Genomic DNA, 14,237 nt, shown 5'->3' with positions numbered 1-14,237 from the left:
TCCTCTTCATCCCCTTCATCCCCGTCATCCCTGTCCTCGCTGTCTTCCCTGTCACTCCTGCCCTCCCCCTGCCAGAACGCGCTTCCCGGGGCTCATGAGCCCTTGCCGCCCGCGGTGGAGGCGGCATTGTGGCGAGGCGACCAGTTGGGCAGTCCAGTCTCGGACGTTGAGTCGACAGGCTTCCCGGCGCTGGACGCCGTGCTGCCAGGCGGCGGGTGGCCCAGCGCCGCGCTCACCGAGGTGCTGGTCAGCCAGTTCTCCATCGTCGAATTCCGCCTCCTCGCCCCGACGATCGGCGCCCTCACCGCGCGCGGGAGAACGGTGGCGCTGGTCGGCCCTGCCCTGCGGCCGCACATGCCGGGGCTGCGCCACCACGGGGTGGACGATCGTTACGTCGTCTGGGTGGACGTCGACGCCCCGAGGGATCGCCTCTGGTCCACCGAGCAGCTGATCAAGGCCGGCAGCTGCGGCGCCGTGATCGCGTGGCTGCCGCTGGTGCGTGCCGAACAGGTGCGCCGGCTGCAGGTGCTGGCGTCGCACTGCCGCGGCCCGGTGTTCCTGTGCCGCCCGGAATCGGCGGGCCGGGATTCGTCCGCGGCACCGCTGCGCGTCGCGGTGCGTGTGCAGACCGACTGGCAGATCGAGGTCCAGGTGCTCAAGCGCAAGGGCTCGCCGCTGGAGGAATCGCTACCCCTGCTGTCCATGCCCGGAGGCCTGGACACCATCATGACCCCGAGGCTGCGACACCCCAGCCGCCTCGTCACCGTCGAGCCCAGCCATGCTGTGGACAGCCCTGTTGCTGCCGCCGAGCGCAAGCCAGACCCCGTCCTCGAACCTTCCCGGTCCTGACGCGCTCGCCGCCGTGGCGGTCTGGGCGTTGCAGTTCACGCCTCGCGTCGCCGTGTCCGAGGATGCCGTCTTGATGGAGGTCGAGGCCAGCACGCGCCTGTTCGGTGGCAAGCGGGCGCTGCGCGACCGCGTGGTCGCGCAGGCCAAGGAGCTCGGGGTTGCACAGGTGGCCTGGGCCACCACCGGCCTGGGCGCGCACGCCCTGGCGCGCTGCGGCATCGAGAACGGCTTCAAGAAGCCGCTCGAGCTCATGCTCGACGCGTTGCCCATGGCGTGCCTCTCCGCAGTCCGCCCGCACGCGACCACGCTCGCCCAGGCGGGCTGCCGCACGCTGGGCGACGTGCGGGCGCTGCCGCGGGGCGGCTTGAGCCGGCGCTTCGACAAGCAGCTCCTGCAGGCGCTGGACCGCGCCTACGGCCATGCGCCCGAGGTGCATGCCTGGGAAACGCTGCCCGATACCTTCCACGCCAGGCTGGAACTGCCTTTCCGGGTGGAGCACGCGCCCGCGCTGCTGCAGGGGGCCCGGCGGCTCCTGGTGCAGATGTGCGGCTGGCTGGCCGCGCGCCACGCCGGCGTCACGGTGTTCACGCTGCGCTGGTGGCACGACGCCATGCGTTCCAAGGACGCGGGCGAAGGCGGCTCCTTGAGCGTGGGGACCGCCGACCCCAGCCGCGATGTCGAGCACCTGTGCCGGCTGCTGGCCGAGCACTTGGCCAAGGTGGCGCTGCTGGCGCCCGCGGGGGACCTGGCGCTCACCGCCGACCAGGTCCACGACCAGGCCGGCAGCACCGCGGCGCTCCTTCCGGGTCTGCCAGGCCTGCAGGATGCGGCGCAGGACGTCGAGTCGCTGCACCTCGTGCTGGAGCGCATGGCCGCACGGCTGGGGCCCGAGGCGGTGCGGCGCTGCGTCACGCGCGAGGATCACCGCCAGGAGTGGATGGGGCACTGGCAGCCCGCGGCCGTGCCGCCCCCGCGCAAGCTCCCGGCCAGCACCTCGCTGCCCCAGCCCACCTGGGTGCTGCCCGAGCCGCTCAAGCTGGCCGTACGCAAGCACCGCCCGGTGTACCAGGGAGAGCTGCAGCTGCTGGCCGGCCCCCAGTGCGTGGAGGCCGGCTGGTGGGACCGAGACGACGCGACCGACGAAGGACGGCTGGTCGTGCGCGACTACTGGCTGGCGGAGTCCCGACACGCCGGGCTGCTCTGGATCTTCCAGGCCAGGCTGGACGACGGCACCGCGTGGTTCCTCCACGGCGTGTTCGGGTGACGAGTGACGGATGACAGGGCACCGATGATTCCGGACTACGCGGAGCTGCGCTGCGCCTCCAACTTCACCTTCCTCAAAGGCGCGAGCAAGCCCGAGGAGCTGGTGGAGCGCGCCAAGGCGCTGGGCTACCGGGCCCTGGCCCTCACCGACGAGTGCAGCATGGCCGGCATCGTGCGGGCGCATGTCGCGGCCAAGGAAGCGGGCCTGCAACTGCTGGTGGGCAGCCAGTTCAAGGTCGCGGGCGATGCCCCGTTCACGCTGGTGGTGCTGGCCACGAACCGCAACGGCTACGGCAACCTGTGCGAGTTCATCACGCGCCTGCGCCGCCGCTCGCCCAAAGGCAGCTACACGCTGGACCTGGGCGAGATCGACAGCAAGACCTTGTCGGACTGCGTGGTGGTGGCGATCCCCGACCGCCAGTGCACCCAGGCGCAGATGGCGGGCATCGCGCGCTGGCTGCTGAGCCACTGGGTCGGATGCTGCTGGCTGGGCTGGGAGCAGCTGCGCCGCATCGACGACGAGGTGCAGCTGTTCAAGCTGCGCGCGTGCAGCGAGCTCACCGCCGTGCCGGTGGTGGCCGTGGGCGATGTGCACATGCATGTGCGATCGCGCAAGGCCTTGCAGGACGTCCTGACTGCCACGCGGCTCGGGCTGCCGCTCACCGAGTGCGGCCTGCGGCTCAAGCAGAACGCCGAGCAGCACCTGCGCACGCGCCGGCGCATCGCCGAGCGCTGTCCGCCCGAGCTCATGCAAGAGACACTGCGCGTGGCCGCGCGCTGCGAGTTCTCGCTGGACGAGTTGAAGTACCAGTACCCCGAGGAGGTCGTGCCCGCGGGCGAGACGCCCCAGAGCTACCTGCGCCGCATCGTCTACACGGGCGCGGGACGCCGCTGGCCGCGCGGCGTGCCCGCCAAGGCCCAGGAGCAGATCGAGCACGAACTCGCGCTCATCCAGGAGATGCGGTACGAGCACTACTTCCTCACCGTCTACGACATCGTCGCCTTCGCGCGCTCGCAGGGCATCCTGTGCCAGGGACGGGGTTCGGCCGCCAACTCGGTCGTGTGCTACTGCACCTTCATCACCGAGATCGACCCGCTGCGCAGCAGCATGCTGTTCGAGCGCTTCATCAGCAAGGAGCGCGGCGAGCCGCCCGACATCGACGTGGACTTCGAGCATGAGCGCCGCGAGGAGGTGATCCAGTACCTGTACCGCAAGTACGGGCGCGACCGCGCGGCGCTCACCGCCATCGCGAGCAGCTACCGCCCGCGCAGCGCGCTGCGCGACGTGGGCAAGGCGCTCGGGTTCGAGGACGCCACGCTGGACCAGCTCAGCAAGGGCATGAGCCACTGGGACCTGGACATCGGCGACGAGCTGCTGGCCGAGGTCGGCCTGGACAAGACCCGGCTGGCGGTGCGCCAGCTGCTGCTGCTGACCGGGCAGCTCCTGGGTTTTCCGCGCCACCTGAGCCAGCACCCGGGCGGCTTCGTGCTGACCAGCGGGCCGCTGTCGCGCATCGTGCCCATCGAGAACGCGGCGATGGCCGAGCGCACGGTGATCCAGTGGGACAAGGACGACCTGGACCTGATGGGGCTGCTCAAGGTGGACGTGCTGGCCCTGGGCATGCTCACCGCGCTGCACAAGGCGCTGGACTTCATCGGCGCGCGCAAGGGCCACGTCTTCGAGATGCAGGACATCCCGGCCGAGGACCCCGCCACCTACGACATGATCTGCAAGGCCGACACGGTGGGCGTGTTCCAGGTGGAGAGCCGCGCGCAGATGAGCATGCTCCCGCGCCACCTGCCCCGCTGCTTCTACGACCTCGTCGTGCAGGTGGCCATCGTGCGGCCCGGCCCCATCCAGGGCGGCTCGGTGCACCCCTACCTGGACCGGCGCAGCGGCAAGGTGCCCGTGGTCTACCCCAGCCCCGAGATCGAGCAGGCGCTCGGGCGCACGCTGGGCATCCCGCTCTTCCAGGAGCAGTGCATGCAGCTGGCCATCCTGTGCGCGGGCTTCACCGCGGGCGAGGCCGACGGCCTGCGCCGCGCGATGGCGGCCTGGCGACGCCGGGGAGCCTGGACAAGTACGAGCCTCGCATCATCGGCGGCATGCTCGAGCGCGGGTACACGGACGCGTTCGCGAGGAACGTGTTCGAGCAGATGAAGGGCTTCAGCAGCTACGGCTTCCCGGAGAGCCACGCCGCGAGTTTCGCGCTGCTGGTCTACGCCTCGTGCTGGGTGAAAAGGCACCACCCCGCCGAGTTCCTCGCCGCCATGCTCAACAGCCAGCCGCTGGGTTTTTACACCCCCAGCCAGCTGGTGCAGGACGCGCGCCGCGCGGGCGTGGAGGTGCGCCCGGCGGACGTGCTGCACAGCGACTGGGACTGCACCCTGGAAGGCATGGAGCACATGAACGACATGAACCACATGAAAGACATGCCGCACGCCGAACACCGTCCCGCCGTGCGCCTAGGCCTGCGGCTGGTCGACGGCTTCAAGGAAGAGTCGGCCAAGCGTCTGTGCAAGGCGAGACAGACCGTCTATTTCGAGAGCGCCCAGGAGCTCGCCCGGGAGGCCGAACTGGAGCAGCACGAGATGCGCCAGCTCGCCGCCGCCGACGCGCTGAGGTCGCTGAGCGGCCATCGCCGCCAGCAGGTCTGGGACGCCGCGGCGCTCAAGCGCGCGCCCGCGCTGCTGCGCCAGGCGCCCGTCGACGAGCCGGTGCTGGATCTGGTCCCCGCGGCCGAAGGCGAGGAGGTCCTCTGGGACTACCGCGCGCTGGGGTTGACGCTGCGCAGTCATCCGCTGAAGCTGCTGCGCCCCGTGCTCGCCACGAGAAAGCTGTGCACGGCCCAGGACCTGGCGGCGATGCCCAACGGCCGGGCCGCGCACTACTGCGGCATCGTCACGCTGCGCCAGCAACCCGGCACCGCCAAGGGCGTCGTGTTCCTGAGCCTGGAGGACGAGACGGGCAACGTGCAGGTGATCGTGTGGCCGAGTGTTCAGGAGAAGCAGCGCAAGGTGCTGCTGCGCGCGCGGCTGATGGCCGTGCACGGCACCTGGCAGCGGCAGGGCGACGCCTGCAGCCTGATCGCCGGCCGGCTCGAGGACCTCACCGAGCTGCTGGGCGAGCTGGACACCAGCAGCCGGGACTTCCGATGACTTGCCCCGCCCTGCAGCACGGCGAGGACGAGCGGGCGCAATGAACAGCACGGAGCGAATCGAGCGAATCGAGCGCACCGCAGGTACCACGCACACCGCAGGCACCAACCGGCGTGGACCACCCGCTCTGCTCACGATGAGAACAACCGCCCCCTTCGTCGCAGCCTGCGTCGCAGCCTGCGAGAATGCCGGTCAACCAAGGAGATCCGTGAACGAAGCCGATGGACTGCGCGTGCTGCTGGTGGACGATGTCGTGGACGCGCTCGAACCCCTGCAGATGCTGCTGGCGCTGCGGGGGTGTGAAGTGCGCTCCGCGAGTTGCGCAGACGCGGCGCTGGCCATCGAGAAAGTGTGGCGGCCCGACGTGGTGATCACGGACATCGGCCTGCCGGGCATGGACGGCCGCCAGCTCGCCTCGCAACTGCGCGCGCTCGACCCCCATGTGGTGATCATCGCGCTCAGTGGCACGCCCCCACCATCGGACTGGAATTCCGAGCAGACGGCGATGTTCGATCACTACCTGGTCAAGCCGCTGAATTTCACGCAGCTGGAAGCGATGCTCGGTTTGTCGTGAACGGTTCGGTGAGCGTTTGCCGCAACCGGTCCCCGATGGCCAGTGTCGGGTGTCCGGCCTGCGAATCCCGCCTCCCCCTTCGCCCGCAACGTCACCCTCGGCTCGGAAAGAAAAAGCCCGGCGACGTGGCCGGGCTCAAAGGGAGGGTTCCGCCCGTAAACACGGCGAAACGAAACTATTTTATGCCGGGGTGAAGCCGCACCGGCGACGACCCGACTCCCAAAAATTCGACTGCAAAAAACGATGACGATGAACACACTGGACATTACCGAGGACGAACGCGCCGCGCTCTACTTCATCCCTCAATCCGAGGGCGGAAAGATCATTCCCGAAGAGCTGCAGCAGCGCCTGCAAGACAAGGGCTACGCAACCGCCCCGCGCGAGGACGGCCGCCGCTGGCTGACCGAGCTGGGCGACAAGGTGCGACGCGGCAGGCTGTAGACAGCACCGACTCCGCGCCGACGGAACCTCACGCCGCTCAGCCAACCTCCCGCGCGCGCCAGATGTGATGCCCGACGTGACGCCCGAACTGGACAGCGCACGCCGGGAGCGGCGGCGGCTCGCTCATCCCGTTCATCCCGCTCATCCCGGTCATCGCGCTGCGCCCGAAGCGCCGCACCCCGGCTTCGCATCGACCGCGCGTTTGAGCGTGAGCATCTGGTCCCAGCGCTCGTACTGTTGACGCAGGCTGTCGACGGTCTCCGTCGGCACGACGACCGCGCTGCGTTTCTCTCCCTTGAGCCAGAACCGGAACCAGTCGACGTTCCCCTGCAGCGAGATCATGCGTTGGCTGGGCCGCGCCAGCGCATGCGCGCCGTCGGGGAACACGATCATCTCCGCGGGCTTGTACTGGCGCCGCAGCAACGCGTAGACATCCCAGTTGTTGTGTACTTCCTGGCCATAGGTCTCCATGCGCAGCGCCGCGCGCACGCACTCGGTGTGCAGCGACGGATCGTTGGCGAGCCAGCGCTCGCGCGTGGCCCCGAACGGCCCGCCCTGGTTGGCCTGCTCCTTCTTCATCTGGATCGCGTCGGTGGCGGCGTAGGTGATCGTCAACGAGAAGAGCGTGTTGGCGTCCCCGTCCAGCAGCGACGCCGCGCGGATCGGCGTGTCGGTGAAGGTCACGAGGTTGAGCACCGACTCGCCGGTCGCGCTCCACCCCATGATGCCCACGCGGTCCCGGTCCACCAGCCCTTCCGCCACCAGCGCGTCCACCGCGCCGCGCACGCCCTGCGCAAAGGCGATGCGCTGCGCCCGTTCATCCCGCGAGCCGCCGCTGGCGGGCCCCAGCGGCAGCGCGAGCACGAGGATGTTCTCGGCCAGGAACGCGCGGCCGGGGAAGCCGCTGGTGAACCCGTCGTACAGGTTGGACCCGTCCCGGTAGAAGCGCGTGGGCGAAAACCCATAGGCCTGGATCACGAGCGCGTACCTGCCCTTCGGATCGAACCCGGAAGGCACCATCAGGCCGCCCTTCCAGGGCCGCCCTTGATCGTCCGACCAGGCGTACTCGCGCATGGTGCCCCAACGCGCCGCCGAGTACTGCGGATTCAACGCGGTGAGTCGCACGATGGCGCGGTCGCCGATCGCCTTCGCCATCGCCTTCCCCTCCACCCTCTCCGCCCCCTCCGCCCTCTCCGCCCTCCCCGCCACCTTCGCCCCCGCCCGCGCGTCGCGCTGCCCGGGCTGTTCCCCATCGCCGGAACCTCCAAGAGCGCGAGCAGCGTCAGTGCCCTCAGCGTCACCGTCACCGTCACCGTCACCGTCACCGACTGCCTCGCCGCGTTCCCCCGGCCCCGTCCGTACCGCGACGATGTCGGGGGGCTCGTTCAAGGCCTGCTGCACGCGGAGCTCCCAGGATGCGCCTGATGAGGCGCCTGACGAGGCACCCGATGAGGCGCCTTGCGCCGAGCGCCCATGCTCGCGCCCACCGTAAATAGCGCCTCCGGCTTTCCCCGCCGCGTCAGCTGTCCGGACGGCCCTGCCCGTCCCGCTGCTTCGAGCCATCGGCGTCGCCGTGGCCTGCCCCGCCTCGATCTCGCGCCAGCCCTGCCTCGCCACCCGCATGAAGCGCCGCGGGCGATCGCCGTCGACCACGACAAACCCCCCGGTTCGCCCACCGCCGGCGTGACCGCATACGCGGCCTTCGCCCGGGTCTGGAGCGTCGCCACGTCGCGCCACATGCCCGTGTCCGGCCAGAACTCGATCACGTGCGAGGCGGCGTCCTGCACCACCACGGCGGGCCGCCGCGCGAGGAAAGTGCCCGCGATCACCACCGAGCGCCCGCCGTCCTGCCACAGGCCAGGCGCGCGCGCCTGGGTGTCCTGCTTGGCGTCGTCGGGCGCATCCAGCACCATGAATTCCTGGCGGTCGGAGAGGCGATAGGCCACCACGCGCCGCGTCACATAGCTCGAGGGGCGCGAGAAATAACTCAGCGGATCCATCGTGAGCGACGCGCCATAGGTCGCCATCACATCGGCCACATACGGGTAGTGCCGCGACCACAGCAGCTGGCGATGCGCCTCGAAGCGCGGCACGAGCGCCCAGCGGCCGTCCGGCGAAATGCTGGCCGCCGGCACGCCCAGGTTGGCCTCCGCGAAAGGCTCGCCCAGCGGCATCGCACCCCGGCGCGCGCCCGCCGCGGTCACGAAGAACTGATAGCGCCGCTGCTGGTTGCCGAACCGGTGCTGGCCGAAGTGCACGGTCCAGAACGAGTTGGTGCCGACCACGATGCTCTGCCCGCCCGGGGGCATCGGCGGGTTGGGCACCGGCGAGAGGTACACCAGGCGCCGCCGGTCGCTGGCGGCGTCGAACGCCAGCACCCCGTGCGGGGCAAAGGTGAGCTGGGTCAGCCGGTGCGTCGCCACATCGAGCTGATAGGCCTGGTACGGCTGATCGTGGATACGCGCGCGCAGCAGCAGCGTGCCGTTGCCCGACCAGCGCACGTCCATCACGGCCGGTGTGGCGTCGTTCTCGTCGCGCTGCGCCAGCACGGACAGCAGCGGCATCGGCGCGGGCGGCGCGCGGCTGGCCAGCCGCTGATCGCTCACGTCCAGCAGCAGCACCTCGAAGCGGTTGGTGTCGGTCGCCACGTCCGCCCGCCGCGTGACGATGAACGCGCGCTGACCGTCGGGGGAGCGCTGGGTGCGCAAGGTCTGGTCGTCGAGCAAGACCGGCTGGATGATGCGGGTGAACTCGATGACCTCGCGCACGCTGGGCCCGGTGCCTGCGACGGCGACAGCGGGCGCGCAAAAGCCGACGACCGCTGCGGCAACGACGAGTCCAACCGCCGCGACGAGTCGCCCGCCCGTTCGCAGCATCGCGGACCGCGACGCCAACGAAACATTGGGGCCAAGCGACCCTGACGACGCGGGCGACGCGGACGACGCGGACGCCGCGGTAGATGCGGTGGACCCGGTTGATGCGGTCGATGCTGTTGGCGTGGAGGCGTCCGCCGGGGCATTCACTGCAGTCGCAGCGTTGGGTGCAACGATGGCGCGCCATCGACGCGGCGTGGTGAAGGGAAAAGATTGAGACAGCATGGTCCATGCCAAGGCGAAACCCTGGCAACAAATGTTGAGGTTGAAAGGCAGGCCCTTGGGCCTGATGTCACTGAGCGTGGCTGAGTGCCGCTGTCTACCGCTGCCTACCGCTGCCTACCGCTGGATGGCGCTGGATGGCGCCGGGTGCAGTTGCTTACCGCGGCGCCATCAGCGCGCAACCGATGCGGTGCTGCGAGATCGAATCGCTTTATCCGAACCGCTGTATCCGCGCGGCCTGACGCGAAGACGAGACCGCGAGCCAAGCTACTGCGCAAGACGCCAATGCTGGCGGCAGAGGCCCGGGAACAAGCGATCAGCGCGAGGCGATCACCGAGCGCCGGTGACGAGCGCCGAACGCCCGTCAGCGCGCTCGCGCTACCAGTTCACGGACACGTGCAGGTTGGCGTAGCGGCCGCGCCAGTCCGCCTGCGTGAGGTCGTAGTACGGGGACGCCGCGACGAACTCGGGCAGCTGGTTGCCCAGGTTCACGACGGACACCCCCACCTGCGCCGACTTCACGCCCGGCAGCCGCAACCCGGCGCGTCGCAGGTCCAGCGTCGCGGCCAGGTCATACACCCAGCGGTTGCCCAGGCTTCGCTCGCTGGGCGCCATGTCGCGATAGGCTCCCAGGTAACGCGCCGTGAGGCCCAGGCTCCAGCTGCCCTTGTCCACCCCCGCGAAGACACGCCCCTTCCACTTCGGCGACCAGAAGTCGGTGGCTCGCCGCGCCAGGCGATCCTCGACTGGCGCGTTGGGGGCGACGACGACCTCGTAGCGGGTCGTGCGCGTGGCGCTGGCCGACATCGTCCATTTGGCCCCGGCCGCCCGCCACGCGTGCGTGAGCTCCATGTCCGCGCCCGCAGTGTCCACGCCGCCGAAGTTGACCTCGGTGGCCAGCACCCGCGTGACTTCACCCGGCAGCCCGCCCACGCTCGCTCCGCGGACGACGAGCCCGGGGAACAGCGCCTCGTTGTCCAGGAACACCTGCGGCCACGGCAGCGAGATCAGCCCGTTGATCTTCACCCGCCACGCCGTCAGCGCCATCCGCGTGCCGCCGGCCCACTCCGGCTCCCACACCGCGCCCAGCGAATACGCCCGGCCCTTCTCTGGCCCCAGCGCGGCATTGGCCGTGCGCAGCACCTCCCCGCCGACGATGGGCGCGTTGCCGCGCGCGGGATCGACCAAGCCGAAGTCGTCGGTGGTGAAGGTCTCGTCGTTGATGTGCGTCTGCAGCAGCGTGGGCGGCTTGAACGAGGTCGCCGTGGAAGCGCGCAAGAGCGTCGTGCGAGTGGGACGCACTTCCAGCCCCGCCTGATACGTGCCCGCGCTGCCGAAGTCGCTGTAGTGGTCGCGACGCGCGGCCAGCGTGAGGACCGCGGCGTCGCGGCTGGGGCCGCTGCCCATGCCACCGCCCATGCCGCTGTCCACGCCGCTGTCCACGCTGCTGTCCGCGCCGCTGCGACGCTCCGCCCCCGTACGCCACAACGGCACCCGCGCCTCGCCATAGACAGCGCTGTTGGTCCGGCTGCCGCCGATGTTGTAGGTGCCCGGCGTGATGCTCAGATACCGATCCCGCGCGCCTTCGGCGCCCGCGATGAGATCCACCGGGCCGGTGGGCAGCGTCAGCACGGGGCCGCGCACGAAAGCGCTGAACTGGTCCTTGCGTCCATGGTTGTCGCGCAGGGAGTCCGTCCAAATCGCGCGCAATACCTCGTCACTGGCCGCGCGGCCGTTGGTGAAGGGATTGAGCGCAGCTCCAGGTGATGCAGCCGCCAGCGCCGCCGTGCGGGCGGCGCTGTTCACGAGGGTGTTCGCGAACACACGGTCGCCGTCGTCGCGCGTGGTCGACACCGAGGCTTCCGCGTCCCACCCCGCGCCCAGCTCCGCACGAGCCCCGACCAGTAGCCGCTTGAAGTCGGTGTCGCGCGAGAAGGTCTCCGCGCCGTTGACCGCGCCCAACCGGGTGGTGACGCGCACCGCTTCGCCAAAGGGGTTGTAGGGGTTGCTGGCCGGTACTAGCACGTTGCTGAGCAACAGCCCGCTCTGCTCGGCCCGCAACCGGTCCCGGGCCAGCGTCACCTCGCCGAAGAGGGACCAGTTTGCGCCGAACTGGCGCTCGCCCGCCGCGTGCAACGCGAAGTTCTCGCTGCCGTGCACGAGCGCCGTGCCGTGCCCGTTGGCCGCGCTGTTGCACAGGTTCGCCTGACCCGCGGTCGCCGCGAAGCTGCCGACCGTGGGCACCACGCCCTCCCCCAGCACCGGCAAGCCGGCGAACGAGGAGTTCAGGCCGGGCAAGTTCGCGCCCGTCGCACTGCTCACCGTGCCCGGCGAGCAGGAGCGCGAGCGCGTGTCGGCGCCACCGAAACGCCGGTAGTCCGCGTCCCGAAAAAACCGCGTTCGGACATGCTGAGCGGCTCGGTCTTGCTGTAGGCCCCGAGCACGAGGTAGGAGCCCGCCTGATCTCGCCCTCCCGTGGCCAGCGACACGGCGCGGTCGCCGGTCCCGGCGCCAGTGGTCGCATGCGCGTCCAGCACGACGCCCTCCACCGACTTCTTCAGGATGATGTTGACCACGCCCGCCAGCGCATCCCCGCCGTACACGGCCGACGAGCCCACCGGCACGATCTCCACGCGCTCCACCGCCGCCATGGGGATGAGGTTCAGGTTGAAGAAGTTGCCCGAGGAGGAACCCACCGCCTGGACGCGACGCCCGTTGATCAACACCAGCGTGGAGCCCAGCGGCAGCCCGCGCAGCTGAACCGAACCCTGCCCCGTGGTGGAGCCCAGCCCCCCTCCCCCGGACTCACCGAGGCCTCGTTGAGGCTGCTGATGAAACGCTCCAGCGAGGGCTGCCCGCTCCGGTCGATGTCGGCCTTGGTGTAGACGTTCACCGGCGTTGGCCCGTCGGCGTCGATGCGCTTGAGCCGCGAACCGGTCACCTCCACGCGCGAGAGCGACGTGACGGCTTCGGCCCCGCCAGGGGTCCCGTCATCGGATGCACTGTCACCCGCGCCTTTGCTCCCTCCATTCGCCGGATCGGCCGCAATCTGTGCGCCGCGCGAGGCTCCGGCGGACGCGCCCTCTCCTCCCGCCGCCGCCGAAGCCGAAACCGTCCCACCGGACGCTCCCGCCTCTCCCGCCGAGTCGGCCGCGCTGAGGGGACGGGAGGCTGACCCGTCAGAGGGCGACGCGCCGCGCACGACGATGGACCCGTCGGGCATCACGATGGCCTGCAGGCCCGAACCCTGCACCGCCTGGGCGATCGCCTCCGCGGCCGAGAGCTGACCGCTGACCGGGCGGGACCGGCGATCACCCACGGCCACCGGATCGAAGAGCACGGACACGCCGGTCTTCGCGGCGATCGCGCGCAGGGAGTCCCCGAGCGGCTGGGCCGGTTGATCGATGCGGTACCGCGCCGGCGGTGTCGGCTCCGCCGCCCACGCGGTCTCGCAGGTCATGCCGAACATCAGGACAAGCGCCGTCACGGCGGCGCTGGCGGGCAGGTGTGGGCGCCTGCGTGACGCCTGAATCATGTGTTTTGTCATCGTCGTCTCTCTCCATTGCCGAGGTGGCAGACCAGATGACGACGTCGTTCGGCGCAATTACGCTGGGGGTTCTCCTACTGCGGGCGCAGCAGTTCGAAACGTCCGTCCACCCTTCGCATGAGCAGTCCGTGGAGCGCGGCGGCCGCATGTGCGAAGCCGTCGCTGTCCCCCGCGCGGTAGGAGCCGCTCACCCGCAGACGCGACAAGGCCGCGTCGCCGACCAGCACGATCGGCTCACGGTTGTAGCGGTTCATCTCGGTCACGGCCTCCGGCAGCGAGACGTCGTCGAACACCACTTCGCTGCGCTTCCAGGCGGTCACCTGGTCGATGCGCGGACGATCCAGCGTCACCGCGGCGGGCGCGCCCACGGACGAAAAACCGGCGGGCGAACGCTCAGCCCCCTTCCCCTTCCCCTTCCCCTTCGCCGCCTCCGCGTCCCCCTTCACCAGCCTGACGCGCTCGCCCGGCACCAGCGTCAATTCCTTGGGCGGTGCCACCGCCGCTTCCTCGGAGGAGGCTTTCCCCGCCCGCACGTTGACGCGACCCTCGATCAGCGTCACGGCGAGGCCCCGCGCCGACGCGCCCGGCTCGGACAGCCGCACCGCGAAAGCGGTGCCGAGCGCGACCACTTCGCTGCCCAGCGCCTGCACGACAAACGGGCGGCTCGCGTCCTTGGCGACCTCGAAGAATGCCTCGCCACTGACGATGCGCACGGTCCGACGCTCGGGCGTCAAGGACACGTCCACCTGCGTGCTGGTGTTGAGGCTCAGGCGCGAGCCGTCCGCGAGCACAACACTGCGCTGCTCGCCGACCCCGGTGGCGTAGTGCGGCGTGTCGCTGCCCGCGTTCATCACCGCAAACACGCTCAGCGCCCCGAGGGCAAACAAACCCAGCGCCATCCCGCCCCAGACCCACCGGCCCGGATCACCCACCCTACCCCGCGTGCCGTCCCGATCCAGATACTGATCGTCCGCCAGACCATGCAACTCCACTTCCGACTGAACGCGCGATGCGGCTGAATAGGCATCCGCCAAGCTCAAGCCGGGCACGGCTTCCCACACCTCGGTGCATCGCTCAAACGCGAGGCGGTGCATGTCCGAGCGCGCCTGCCAGGCCAGACATTCGCGCTCCATCTGCACCGAGCGATCCGGACCGTGCAGCCGCGCGATCCAGACGGCCGCTTCCGCCGCGACCTCGGGCGTCGGTGCGGCAGAACCCGATGACGGCCACCCCGAGTCGCTACCGGTCCGAAGATCCGCGCCAGCGCGGCCAGCACGCTCGCCTCGCGGGGGAACGGAGCCGTTCATGA

General features: G+C 70.2%; 11 protein-coding genes and 1 pseudogene. 6 read left to right on the top strand and 6 right to left on the bottom strand.

Going from position 1 to position 14,237, the window contains the following annotated elements; translation table 11 throughout:
- The first annotated feature begins 114 nt into the window (after positions 1-114).
- From imuA to ACQ859_RS16525, 5 genes and pseudogenes are all read left to right on the top strand, one after another.
- Positions 115-849: a translesion DNA synthesis-associated protein ImuA gene (gene imuA, locus ACQ859_RS16545; RefSeq protein ID WP_431261866.1), complete on the top strand. Its 735-nt coding sequence runs from the start codon at positions 115-117 to the stop codon at positions 847-849.
- Complete coding sequence (locus tag ACQ859_RS16540; protein WP_431261865.1) at positions 779-2,113, top strand: Y-family DNA polymerase; 1,335 nt, start codon at positions 779-781, stop codon at positions 2,111-2,113. Before imuA ends, ACQ859_RS16540 begins: the two co-directional genes overlap by 71 nt.
- Before the next feature lie 24 nt (positions 2,114-2,137).
- Positions 2,138-5,271: pseudogene (locus ACQ859_RS16535) on the top strand (error-prone DNA polymerase).
- Between the two features lie 208 nt (positions 5,272-5,479).
- Positions 5,480-5,845, top strand: a complete 366-nt coding sequence (locus ACQ859_RS16530) for a response regulator (protein ID WP_431261864.1) — start codon at positions 5,480-5,482, stop codon at positions 5,843-5,845.
- 249 nt (positions 5,846-6,094) lie between these two features.
- A complete protein-coding gene (locus ACQ859_RS16525; RefSeq protein WP_431261863.1) occupies positions 6,095-6,286 on the top strand; it encodes a hypothetical protein in 192 nt (63 codons plus the stop codon).
- 150 nt (positions 6,287-6,436) lie between these two features.
- Here the strand turns inward: ACQ859_RS16525 and ACQ859_RS16520 are convergent, their stop codons facing one another.
- Entirely contained in the window at positions 6,437-7,441 is a 1,005-nt protein-coding gene (locus ACQ859_RS16520) for a hypothetical protein (protein WP_431261862.1), read from the bottom strand.
- A gap of 230 nt (positions 7,442-7,671) precedes the next feature.
- Positions 7,672-9,054, bottom strand: a complete 1,383-nt coding sequence (locus ACQ859_RS16515; protein WP_431261861.1) for a hypothetical protein — start codon at positions 9,052-9,054, stop codon at positions 7,672-7,674.
- Between ACQ859_RS16515 and ACQ859_RS16510 the strand changes: the two genes are divergently transcribed.
- Positions 9,032-9,376 (top strand): hypothetical protein, encoded by a 345-nt coding sequence (locus tag ACQ859_RS16510; RefSeq protein WP_431261860.1) that lies wholly within the window; start codon positions 9,032-9,034, stop codon positions 9,374-9,376. The two genes, ACQ859_RS16515 and ACQ859_RS16510, sit on opposite strands and share 23 nt — an antisense overlap.
- A gap of 383 nt (positions 9,377-9,759) precedes the next feature.
- On the opposite strand, the gene ACQ859_RS16505 is transcribed toward ACQ859_RS16510, so the two are convergent.
- From ACQ859_RS16505 to ACQ859_RS16490, 4 genes are all read right to left on the bottom strand, one after another.
- On the bottom strand, positions 9,760-11,703 hold the full coding sequence (locus ACQ859_RS16505) for a TonB-dependent receptor domain-containing protein (protein ID WP_431261859.1): 1,944 nt from the start codon (positions 11,701-11,703) through the stop codon (positions 9,760-9,762).
- The gene (locus ACQ859_RS16500; RefSeq protein WP_431261858.1) at positions 11,700-12,107 is read right to left on the bottom strand and encodes a TonB-dependent receptor plug domain-containing protein; all 408 of its coding nucleotides are present in this window, start codon (positions 12,105-12,107) and stop codon (positions 11,700-11,702) included. Before ACQ859_RS16500 ends, ACQ859_RS16505 begins: the two co-directional genes overlap by 4 nt.
- Complete coding sequence (locus ACQ859_RS16495) at positions 12,101-12,928, bottom strand: hypothetical protein (protein WP_431261857.1); 828 nt, start codon at positions 12,926-12,928, stop codon at positions 12,101-12,103. The genes ACQ859_RS16500 and ACQ859_RS16495 overlap by 7 nt, the downstream gene beginning before the upstream one ends.
- 74 nt (positions 12,929-13,002) lie before the next feature.
- A complete protein-coding gene (locus ACQ859_RS16490; protein WP_431261856.1) occupies positions 13,003-14,235 on the bottom strand; it encodes a FecR family protein in 1,233 nt (410 codons plus the stop codon).
- Between the last annotated feature and the right edge of the window lie 2 nt (positions 14,236-14,237).

The organism is Roseateles chitinivorans (assembly GCF_050632235.1).
Classification (GTDB): Bacteria; Pseudomonadota; Gammaproteobacteria; order Burkholderiales; family Burkholderiaceae_C; genus Roseateles; species Roseateles chitinivorans_A.
The sequence above is the reverse complement of the archived record's forward strand: the minus strand, read 5'-3'. Positions and strand labels throughout refer to the sequence as shown.